The organism is Pseudomonas rossensis (assembly GCF_039888995.1).
GTDB lineage: Bacteria > Pseudomonadota > Gammaproteobacteria > Pseudomonadales > Pseudomonadaceae > Aquipseudomonas > Aquipseudomonas rossensis.
The window spans coordinates 1-11,142 of the sequence record NZ_JBBWCB010000159.1 but is presented as its reverse complement, the minus strand read 5'-3'; the positions used below and the strand labels follow the sequence as shown (position 1 = coordinate 11,142).

8 protein-coding genes and 1 pseudogene are annotated in these 11,142 nt (G+C 57.4%); 2 read left to right on the top strand and 7 right to left on the bottom strand.

Going from position 1 to position 11,142, the window contains the following annotated elements:
- The 4 genes and pseudogenes from WLY71_RS26665 to WLY71_RS26650 all read right to left on the bottom strand — a co-directional run.
- Positions 1-1,297: pseudogene (locus WLY71_RS26665) on the bottom strand (aldehyde dehydrogenase family protein); the annotation flags it as partial.
- A gap of 1 nt (position 1,298) precedes the next feature.
- Positions 1,299-2,429 carry a LuxE/PaaK family acyltransferase gene (locus tag WLY71_RS26660; protein WP_347805933.1) on the bottom strand — a complete coding sequence of 377 codons (1,131 nt, stop codon included), beginning with the start codon at positions 2,427-2,429 and terminating at the stop codon, positions 1,299-1,301.
- A 21-nt stretch (positions 2,430-2,450) separates the two neighbouring features.
- Complete coding sequence (locus tag WLY71_RS26655; RefSeq protein WP_347805932.1) at positions 2,451-3,689, bottom strand: MFS transporter; 1,239 nt, start codon at positions 3,687-3,689, stop codon at positions 2,451-2,453.
- Between the two features lie 275 nt (positions 3,690-3,964).
- Complete coding sequence (locus WLY71_RS26650; RefSeq protein WP_347805931.1) at positions 3,965-4,102, bottom strand: hypothetical protein; 138 nt, start codon at positions 4,100-4,102, stop codon at positions 3,965-3,967.
- 150 nt (positions 4,103-4,252) lie between these two features.
- Between WLY71_RS26650 and WLY71_RS26645 the strand changes: the two genes are divergently transcribed.
- Positions 4,253-4,441 (top strand): hypothetical protein, encoded by a 189-nt coding sequence (locus tag WLY71_RS26645; RefSeq protein WP_347805930.1) that lies wholly within the window; start codon positions 4,253-4,255, stop codon positions 4,439-4,441.
- Positions 4,442-4,460: 19 nt separating this feature from the next.
- Here WLY71_RS26645 and WLY71_RS26640 read toward each other — a convergent pair whose 3' ends face one another.
- On the bottom strand, positions 4,461-4,832 hold the full coding sequence (locus WLY71_RS26640; RefSeq protein ID WP_347805929.1) for a fe2+ zn2+ uptake regulation protein: 372 nt from the start codon (positions 4,830-4,832) through the stop codon (positions 4,461-4,463).
- 243 nt (positions 4,833-5,075) lie between these two features.
- Here WLY71_RS26640 and pvdQ point away from each other — a divergent pair, with 243 nt between their 5' ends.
- The gene (gene pvdQ, locus WLY71_RS26635) at positions 5,076-7,421 is read left to right on the top strand and encodes a bifunctional acylase PvdQ (protein ID WP_347805928.1); all 2,346 of its coding nucleotides are present in this window, start codon (positions 5,076-5,078) and stop codon (positions 7,419-7,421) included.
- Between the two features lie 57 nt (positions 7,422-7,478).
- Here pvdQ and WLY71_RS26630 read toward each other — a convergent pair whose 3' ends face one another.
- Positions 7,479-8,483, bottom strand: coding sequence for a FecR family protein (locus WLY71_RS26630; protein WP_347805927.1), 1,005 nt, complete (start codon positions 8,481-8,483; stop codon positions 7,479-7,481).
- Positions 8,484-8,580: 97 nt separating this feature from the next.
- Positions 8,581-11,142 (bottom strand): dermonecrotic toxin domain-containing protein (locus tag WLY71_RS26625; RefSeq protein ID WP_347805926.1); only part of this gene is annotated, 2,562 nt, incomplete at its 5' end.

Below are 11,142 nucleotides of genomic sequence, written 5' to 3'. Positions count from 1 at the left end.
ACCGGGTCGAGCGTTGCCCGGCCAGGCAAAACAACCGGCGACAAGCTCACCGAGAGGCGGCGACTCAGACGCGTCAACGCGTAGACGCCATCATGGGGCTCACCGGCGTAGCCGTCATGAATCCCCGCGCAAGGCGCCATACGGGTGACCCCAGCGTTGACCAGCGTTCGCGCACAAGTCCTGGCGTTTCTGTCGCAGAGCAAATCAGTGCGCAGCTTTGCAGGACAGTGCGCCAAGGCAACAGCGTCTCGGCGATCAAGTGTTGCGGTACGGGTTTGAGCAGCACCGTACGAAACAGCGGCGAAGGCGCGAGCGTCTGATGGTGTTCCCAGATGATCCGCCATCCGTGGCCGGCCCAGACCTGGCCGCTCTGGTTCGCAAAACAGTAATCCAGTTGCGCCATGGCCGTGCGGGTGGTGATCTCGCACGCTTCCTGGTCCGTGGGCACCAGCGCCGGCCAGTGCGAGGCACGACGTGTGAAGGCTTCGCTCAAACGCTCTCCCAGGTCCTGCAGGGTCGCCGGATCGTTGCTGTCGACCAGCACCCATTGCGGACTGGAACACGCTTGCTGATCCAGGCTGCAAACCTCATCCACTAACGCATCCAGCGCCGAAGAGTTGGCCGCGTCAGGCGACAGATAAGCGAAACTGATCCTGTGCCCCCAATCGATCCAGCGACATCCGGTGGGGATTTGCTGACGAATCGCCTTGAGCGCCTTTTCACCGCCCCAGGCTGACACGCCATCGGCCTGAGCGCAGAGTTCGGCTATCCGGGAAGTGCCCACGGGCAGCACCGCGACGAATTCGGCAAGCCTGCCACTGGTGTCGCACTTCACAAAGGCAGCCAGCAATTGCGCAGTCAAACCCGTATCGCTGGCGCTGGGGCGTAACCAGTTAATGTTACCGGCCAGCAGGCTTTCGAGAACCGCGCAGAACGCCAGCATCGGCGCATTGCCCGGCGTCACATGCACCACCAGTCCCAACGGGTGCCAGCTTTCAAAATGTGGCTGCTGGTAGTCGATACGCCTCAGCGAACGGGGTTGCGAACCCAGTTCCCGCTCAAGCTTCCTGCTCAGGTTGCTGCACTGGCAGAAATCGATAAGTCCCTGACATTGATCGTCGTCGAGGGACAGGTTCAGACTGCGAGTCTGTAATTGCGTGGCGAAATGAGCGGCGGCCTTGATGACGGTCTCGCTGTCGATCGGTGCAGAAAGCAATCCGGGCAATTGTTTCTGAAGGCGCTCGAGGGCGCTTTCCGGGGTAACGTCGTCATGCAGTTGGCCATTGATGAGGTACATATCAAACCCCTCCCAGCAATTCGGAAGCCGCCATGGCGCAGCTGCGACTGGCGGTGGTGCCGGCACGTCCGTGCAGCTCGAACCAATCGGTCGTCAGGCCACATCCGCAACTTGCTCCCGGGTGCAGTGTCGCCAGATCGCCCATGACCACGGCATGCGCCGGGCTTGACGAAATGTACGGGGAGACGAATTCCAGCAAGCCGCGCTGGCCGTATGGCTGGACCGTGAAATCGGATGGGTTGCGCACGAAAACCTTCGAGTAAATGGGTGCATGAAAATGATGGCGGGCACATTGGATGTAGGGCACGGCATGCTCGACGGCACCGTAACCGTCCCGGCATCGGGACAGGTCGATACCTAATTGCCGGTTGATTCGGGCATACAGCTCAAGCAGGGGAATCTCTTGTGCGGCCTGGGTTTTCCAGCCGCCCCCCAAAAACACCAATGACTGAGCGGGTAGCTTGAGATTCGGTGCGCAGGTGTTTTCCATGTGCTGTAGCGCATGCGAAAGAAACGCAGGAAATCCGAGAATCCGCACGGGCAATCCCTCGTCGGCAAACTCCTGCAAGGCGCGAATCACGCCAAACAGGTCGACCTCGTGGCCTTTACCCGTCCGGCGCAATCCGTAGACGACGCGATTGACGGGAGCATAGCTGCAGAGAAACTGGTCGGTGTAAGCGGTGCCCAAGGTGATGGCAGCCTCAGGCTCGTAGCTCAGGAGCAAATAATTGCAGGGGCTTTGCGGAGTATCCCAGCCGTAGTACCTGAAAATGTGGCTCACCATGCCTTGAGCCGCGGCCATGCTGCGAGGGTCATAGCGCATACGACTCTTCTGGCCGCTGGTGCCGGATGAGGTCAGCTCCAGCGCGCCTTCGCCGGAGGGGCCGAACAACAAGTGACGTTTGAAATAGTTGGCGAAAATCGGTGGCAACCTGGACCAGTCATCCAGTGTCTCCAGGTCCTTTGCATCGAGCCCGTTGGCGTTTAGCCAGCGTTCGTAGCCAGGCGTGTGGTGACAATGAAACAGGCTGATTTCCCCCATTGCCTGGTCGAACAGGCCCTCGGGTACGGAATCCAGGCAATAGGGTTGCGTTAACGCGCAGAGCGCATCGGTGTGGGGTAAATGGATCATCAAAAGACCTACTGTGTGGTGTCAGACGGCAAGCGCGATGTGAGAGCGCCGCAGAAACAGGCGTAGGGGCGCCAGGCTCAGCAGCCCCGCGATACCCGCCATCAAAGCGAACGATTCGTGGCTGTCACCGGCACCGACGGCCGCAATAAGCGAGCCGCCGCCGCCCATGACGGCGATCGAGATCATGCCGATCATGGCCGAGACCAGACCTTTGCTGTCGTCGCTTGCAAATAGCGCAAGCCGGTACAGCGCGGCATTGCTCATGCCAAGCCCAACAGAGTAAAGCGCTAGGCAGCTGATCAGCACGACTGTCGAAGCACCGTAGACGCTGACGACGACTAGCGCGATGAGCCCGCCGCAAAACGGCCAAAGCGCGTATCGAATCAGTTGTGGCAGTTCAGCGTTGGCAATCAGTCGGTTGAGAATCAGATTGCCGAGAATGACGGCCGCGAACACCGGGATTTGCCACAGGCCATAGTGCAGAGTTGAAAGCCCCTGGTTGTGGATCAGCAAGAGCGGCGCCAACCCGATCCAGGCAATCAAGGGCAGGCTCATCACGCCCAGCGCGACTGCGGCGCAAAGGAATTGCGGGTTAGTCAGCAACGCGACATAGCGGCGCACGGTGCCGTGCCATTCAAAACGCACGGCTTCCAGTCGCTGACCGTCGTGGCGCAGGGTGCCCACGGTTTCCGGCATGAACAGGTAAAGCCCGAGCCAGACCATCACGCCGCCGAGACCCAGCAGTAAAAACAGCTCTCGCCAGGACAACCACTCCAGCAGCAGACTGCCGAGCAACGGCCCCAGAAGCGGGGAGAGCAGTGCAACGTTCCCCAGCAACGCCATGATTTTGACCGCGTCGGCTTCGCAGAAAACTTCTTGCAGGGCCGGGTAGCTGACCGCGATGACAAACCCCAACCCCATGCCCTGAATCAGTCGCAAGCCATTGAACGCATAAATGCTTTGCACGTTGAACGCTGCGGCACAGGCCATGGCGAATACCGCACAGCCGGTGAACATCCGGCGGCGACCGAAATGATCAGACAGCGGGCCAATCAGCCATTGCAGAAGCATGCCGCCGGCCAGATAAAGATTGAAGGCGTAGGGGACATGGTCGGGGCTGGCATCCAGTTGTCGGGTGACGGTCAACATGGCCGGCATAATCATGTCGCTGGCCATATAGGTCAGCAGTTCGAAAAAAGTTATTGCAAGGCAAAAGCCAAACAAATGGTGGGGGCTGATATTGATTAAAGGCTTGTGCATGGCATCCCTGTTCTTTGCTCAAAATTTAATAGCGGGTTTATTGCGATGCACCGAGAGTAATCATCGAATATGAATAGCTCAAATGGACGATTAAGACCGAAAGCTTCAATGGTTATCGCTATGTTTCGATGTGCACAGGGAAGGAAACAAGAAGTGAATACGCATGTACGAAAAATGCCCGCGACAGGGCGGGCATTTGTTCAATAGTTATTGGGTGGGGTATTTGCCTTACGAATGAATGTTCATTTATCCACGCTTTATGACACAACCAACCCTTATCGATGCTGGTAATAACCCGGCCCGCCACGGTCGTAATGGTGACCGCCGTGCCAGCCGCCGTGGGGGAAAACGATGCAGCCGCTCAGTGTCAGGAGAGCGAGCAGGGGAATCAGCAGTGTGATTCGACGGAGCATTTCAAAATCCTCATGGGGCAATAAAGCCAAATCTTTTGATCGGCTGTAACATGAGACCCCGTTTGTAGCGCCCCATCCCCAGAGAGCGGTAGGGGCTTGGCATGCATTTGGATACAAACCGGACACATTTTTCAGATTCAGGAACTCGCAATGACTCAGTCGCAACGTTTGAAATACTCGATTCTGATCTCCCTCGTGGTGTTAGGGATCATGTTCGGCCTTTCGTATCTGCAAAACGCAGGCGTCATCAGCGAGAAGCTGTTTCAGTACATCGCCATCGGCGTGGCGGTGGTCGTGGTGGTGATCAATGGCATGATGCGTCGCAAGGTCAAACCCTGAGCGACGCACCTTGAGCGGATCACTCGCGATGGAGCATGGCTGCAGCGTGCGGATGCAGGCTGTAGCTTTTGTCCGGATTGAGCGTGACCACGCCTTCGCTGCACAAGCGTTTCAATACTTCCCGCACACTGAGAAAGGACAGGGGTATATCCAGGTCCAGCAAGTGGCTGTGCACGCCGCGCACGCCAAGGCTACGGTCGCTTTCGGCGGCGGTCAGCAAGGCGTCGATGACTTTGAGGCGGATCAGACTGGTTCGCAGACCATAGCTTTTGAGCAGCAGCCTGATCCGCTCGTTGCCATTGCGCTCGCCCCGTTGACTGAAAACACCGGAGCCCATGGCAGAGCTCTTTGGCGCATTGCTACCGTCCGTTGGCAGTTGCGAGTTGTACATGCAAAAACTCCTTTTCCGAGCCGGCCAGGAAATGTGATGGGTGCTCTCATTCAATAAGACGTACGAGCAGGGCAAATAATGAAGCCCCGAATGTAGAAATTTTGTCGCCATCACGTCAGCGGCCTGTGAGATGCCCGTAAAAAGCGCTTTTCAAGGCCTAAATTTTTGTCATTTCATTCGTTTCTAGGGGAAGCGCAGTGCGTGTATGACGCAGGGTGTTTGTCTTTTCGATCAGGAGCGAGCGTGATTATTTCCAGGCAGTTAACCCGGTTGAGCCTTGCAGGCGTGTTGGTAGGCTTGAGTCTTGCGGCAAACGCACGCAGTCAGCCGGAGCAGGCGAGCGCCGACATCCGCCGGACCAGTTTCGGTGTGCCGCATATCCGTGCCGACAACGAGCGCGGGCTCGGTTATGGCATTGGATACGCCTACGCTCAGGACAACCTGTGCCTGCTGGCCAATGAGATCACCACCGTGAACGGCGAACGTTCACGCTATTTCGGCCCGGATCAGTTCACGGTTGAAGAGCGCGAAAACCTGGTCAGCGATCTGTTTTTCAATTGGCTGAACACGCCACAGGCCGTCGAGGGCTTCTGGCAGGCACAAACCCCGCCAGTGCGCGATCTTATTGAAGGTTATGTGGCGGGCTATAACCGTTCGCTGACAGAACGTCGGGTGCAGGGTTTGCCGCAGCAGTGTCAGGGTGACTGGGTGCGCGAGATAACCGCCCGGGATCTGGTCAAGTTGACGCGACGTCTGCTGGTCGAGGGCGGAGTAGGGCAGTTTGCCGAAGCCTTGGCCGGCGCGGCGCCACCCAAAGCCGTTGCTCCTGTGGCGGGTGAGCCCGTGACGTTCCAGGTGGCCGCCTCGCGCATGCAGCGGTTTGCCCTGGACCGCGGCAGCAACGCCGTGGCGGTCGGCAGTGAGCGTTCTTTCAACGGCCGCGGCATGTTGCTGGCCAATCCGCATTTCCCTTGGGTCGGCGGGATGCGTTTCTATCAAATGCACCTGACCATTCCCGGCAAACTGGACGTCATGGGCGCGGCGCTGCCGGGGCTGCCGATGATCAACATCGGTTTCAACCAGCACCTGGCGTGGACCCACACCGTGGACTCGTCCAAGCATTTCACCTTGTATCGCCTGCAACTCGATCCCAAGGATTCGACCCGTTATCTGCTCGACGGCAAGTCATTGCCGATGAAGAAACAGACCCTGACCGTGAACGTGAAACAACCGGATGGCCAGACCAGACCGGTTTCTCATGTGGTCTACAGTTCACAGTTCGGTCCGATCGTGCAATGGCCCGAAAAGCTCGACTGGGACAACCAGTTCGCCTACAGCTTGCGCGACGCCAATCTGGATAACGATCGGGTCTTGCAGCAGTGGTATGCAATGAACCGCGCGGTCAGCCTCAAGGACTTGCAGGCTTCGGTGCACAAGATCCAGGGGATCCCGTGGGTCAACACCCTGGCGACGGATGACCAGGGGCAGACGCTGTACATGAATCTCTCGGTCGTGCCGAACGTCAGTGCCGACAAACTGGCCAGGTGCAGTGATCCGCGGGCCGGGTTGCAGATGATCGTCCTCGACGGTTCCAACAGTGCGTGTGCCTGGGACATCGACCCGACGGCTGCACAAAAAGGCATTTTTGCGGCAGACAAGTTGCCGCAGCTGTTGCGCAAGGATTTTGTGCAGCACTCCAACGATTCGGCCTGGATGGCCAACCCGGCGCAACCGCTCACCGGTTTTTCGCCACTGATCAGCCAGGACGGCCAGCCATTGGGGCTACGCTCGCGTTTTGCCCTGGATCGCCTGAACACGTTGAACAAGGCCGGCCCAATAGCAGCGGCGGATCTGCAACACATGGTGATGGACGACCAGGTGTATCAGGCGGCACAAGTGATGCCGGACCTGCTGCAGTTCTGTGCGGCGGCACTGGGTACCGATGCGCCAGCGCTCGCGCCGCTGTGTGCCAGTCTCAAGGCCTGGGATCGCAGTGCGAATCTGGACAGTGGTCTGGGGTTTGTGCATTTCCAGAATGTCATGGCGTCGCTACAGCAAACGCCTGACCTCTGGCGTGTGGCGTTCGATCCGAAAGACCCGCAACACACCCCGAGTGGCCTGGGGGTCGATCGCCCGGACGTCGCAAAGGCGGTTCGCGAGGCGATGCTGGCCTCGGTCGCGCAGATCAACAAGATGGGGCTCAAGGCCGATAGCCGCTGGGGTGATATCCAGGTGGTCAGCAGTGGCGGCCAGCAGACGCCGATTCACGGTGGACCTGGCACTCTGGGGGTTTATAACGCCATTCAGAGCGTGCCGAGAACCGACGGTAAACTCGAAGTTGTCAGCGGTACCAGCTATTTGCAGGTGGTGACTTTCGATGACAAGGGACCGCAGGCCCAGGGCCTGCTGGCGTTCTCGCTATCCAGTGATCCGGCCTCCAAGTACTCCAGAGACCAGACCCTGGCATTTTCCAGGAAGCAGTTGAGTGTGTTGCCGTTCACCGAACAGCAGATCACGTCCGATCCGCAGTACCAGGTTCAGACGATCCGCGAGCAGGATGAAAAAGCCGGGAAGGTGGCCGCACAGTAACGCTGACGATGCTTGAACCAGGAAATGAAGGCCGCACCCCGCAAAGGGTCGCGGCCTTCAGCTTTTTGGGGTTTGTTGCGGAATGGAATTGAGGACCGGATTGCCATCTTTGTTGCGGGTCAGGTAGACCGGCAATACCTTGGGCAGGGAAGCCACCAGGTTGTTGAGCTCTTTGATGTTGTAGATGCCGCCGATACGAATCGAGCCGGTACTGTTGTCGGCTACCATCACCGGTTTGTTCAAGTAGCGATTGATCAATGGCAATGCATCGGTCAGCGCCAGATCATCGAGCACCAGTTTTCCGCTGCGCCACGCCAGTGAGTTGTCATTGTCGTAGGTCTGACTGATCCGGGGAGTGAAGTCGCCGCGTCTATAGCTAGCCTGCATCGCTGGCCCGAGGCGCAAACCGTCACCCGTAACGGCGTCATTGCTGCTCACCAGCACCGAACCTTCAATCAGGTTCACCCGTACCTGATCTTCATACATCCAGACGTTGAATTTGGTTCCGGTGACCCGAATCCTGCCTTCGGCCGCTTGGACAATGAAGGGGTGCCGAGTGTCATGGCTGACGCTGAAGAAGGCTTCGCCTTTTTTCAGGGTGATCCGACGTTGATCCTTGTAGTTGCTGAACGTCAGCTCACTGCCCAGGTTCAGTTCCACCTGACTGCCATCGCTCAGGGTGACCTGGCGGACATTGTCGTTCGCCTCGAAATGTTGGTAGGAATTGGGCAGCCAGCCCAGGTTCCAGCCGCTATAGGCCGCCAGTGGCAACGCCATGGCGCAAACCGCCGCTGCGATACCGAAGGTGCGCCAAGGCGTAGCTGGTTTGGCGCGGACCATCGGGACCACCACGGTTTCTGGCCGTGGCAGGTCGCCCGCGACATCCCAGATCTCCAGCATGGCCTCGTACTCGAACGCGTGAAGCGGATGAGCGTCATGCCATTGCTCGAACGCCAGCCGCTCTTCAGCAGTGCAATCGATGGCGTGCAGACGCATGCACCAACGCGCAGCGGCATCGGTGACAGCGTCGTATTCGGCTTGCGAGAGAGGGTTGTCGGTCATTGACTCATCCTGATTTCCTGCATTCTAACCTTGTGAGGAAGTCTGCGAGAACATCCGTCATGGCAGTTACCCATCAAACGGGCACTTATTTTTCGATTCATGGGGTACTGGTGTGCAGTTGGCGCCCCATATGGCTGATTAGCCATGCAACGCTGTCGGCGTTGCCGAGTTGCACCTTAAGTCTGACCAGTGGATCTTTCTTGAATGTTGTGCGGGCACCGCTCAGGTTTTCTCCGCCGGTCAAGGTCAATATCTGCGCTTTTGCCCGATCAGTATTTCCATATGAAGTACTGCCCAGCTCCTCCCACTCACAGGTATCAGGATCCAGGGTCATGAACAGCTGAGTCAGGGGTGTCTTGATCGAGAGTGCGGTGTCCTGAAGGGTGGTCAACCCCTCCTTCATGTCATGGCCGGTTGTGCTGGTCGTATCGATCAGATGGGGGAATGGTCTGCCGGAGTCGAGGTAAGCAATGTCTTCGGTTTTGCAGAAGAGGTGGGAAAGCTCATGAATAAGGGTGACTGCTCGAGCATGGGTGTTGATTGGAAAAGCGGGGGCGGAAAGATGTGGGCGGTAGATGTCGTAACCGGTGTTGAAGAATTTTTCTGCCAGATAAATTTTCCGCTTTGCATCCGTTGGAACGGTGAAAGCGAATGTAGTTTTCGCGTCACTGAGCAGCCTGCCGATTACAAAACGACTGGACTTCGGCTTTCTGAGTGAGGGGTCCAACAAGGCCGCAAAAATGTCACTCATGACTTTTTCAAGCTGCTCTACATGCGTGGACTGTACTTGCGGCACATCAATAAAATCCATGATGAGTTGATGCACGGGGGTCACCTTGTTGTCGGAAGACTTCAGCAATTGCAGGTTTTGAAAGCAGTTCCAGGCATAGGTGGTTGCCAGGTCCAGCGCTTCGTCAATCTGACGAGCCTTTTGCGGAAACAGTCGACGGATTGCGGGCATTCCATTGGCATCGACGTTCATGCCCTCCCAAACCGAAAATGCGGTGCGCAACCGATTGCCGATGCTGAAACGGGGCGCTGGCGTTTCCCGATCCAGAACCCATTCTTTCGACACGTTCTGACTCAGCCGAGGACCGCGAACGTTTGTGTCGGCGATGCGCCAGCGTGTGCCGCGCTTTGCGACCGGATATACCTTTCCTTCAACCGGTGCATAGGTTTTTTTTGTCGTCGGATGGGTATAGAGCCCAAGACTTGAGTTTAATGTGAGCGAGTTCAGATCGACGTCGATGCTTTCATGACGCTTCAACTGCGTACGTTCGGGGGCTGTAATGGCAACGTTCTGCCATTTGAACCGGGTATCGGGCGTTTCTGGCGCAGGTGCACTTGGCGTAGAAGATGGCTTCGCTTGCGCTTCCAGCGATTGTCGCAACGTGGCGAGTTGTGCAATGCCGCTGATGAACTCTTTTATCGCCGCCCCCCATTTGTGCATCTGAAGGTCTTCGGCGGATTGCTTGATGTCGCGATAACTGCGCCACACCGTGATCGGGTAGGCAAGCTTGCCCGTCAAGAACGTAAATGCCTCATTCAAATCTTCACCCAGCACATGCTTGATGGTTGCCCATTCACCCTGCTTGTTGTCATCGGTCTGACAACCGAGCAATCGGACTAATAAGTCGACGTTGTCGTTGAACAAGTGTCTGAACAGATTCCCCTTGATCGGATTGGACGCCAGCGTCACTTCGGGGAGGCGGTTACTGGCGGTCGCCATCCGGTTTTCCAACAGAATCCGGTCAGGTTGCGGCAGATTCATGAGTACCCAATCGAGCAGCGAACCGCGGGTCTTCAGCTCTGTCAGCAATTGTTTCTCGTTTTCATATTCTTTGACTCCGTGCCGAGGGTTATGAGGCGCGACAAGGACCTGTGGCGCGGTGCTATCGGCCGATGAGCCAATCAGATAGACGCCTGGCACTTTGACCGCCTGTTCACTCTTGATGCCCAGGAGCTCGAGTGGGCGGATGATCGCGTGGGCACCGTCGACTGCCGCGCGGGCGATAGCGTCAGGCATGTCCATGACCTGGCGTATCAGATCAAACCCCGTCTCGCTCAGGCGCTCCTGCAATTTTTCCGTGTGGGCGTAATGCATCAGCTGCCAGGGTAATTGCGTGTAAAACCGCTTCCTGCGGTCCGCTGCGTTTGCCTGGGTGTCTGCAAAGGCTTCGTTCAATGTTTTCTGCTGATGTTCGCCCAGCTTCAAGTTTCGTATCAGGTCTCTGATGTAGCTTTGGTCCATGTCCTCGGGAATCTCGGTGTTATCAAGCGACACCAGTGTGAAATGGGTTTTGTCCAGATCCTTGAAATGGGTCAGTGCAAAGTCGGTCAGGGTTTGGGTGCTGGCCGCAGACCTCGAGCGTTTGTGGATCTGGATCTGGACCTTATCCGGATCGATGTCAAAGGTGTCTGCCTTGAGTTGTTTTTCAAGCTCATGGTGCGCCGTGCGCGCCAGGGAACGTATGCCGGTGAGGTAGTCCTGGTCGTCGGTGACGTTGTCGAGGTATTGCTGAAGCAACTCCCCATGCAATATCTGATCTTTGATGGACGCCTTGGCCAGCCATGCCGGCAGTTTTTGCTGGGTCGTCAGGGATTGGGCAATGTCCGTCACACGGTCTAACCCCGTCATCGGTTCACGCAGTGCCACCAG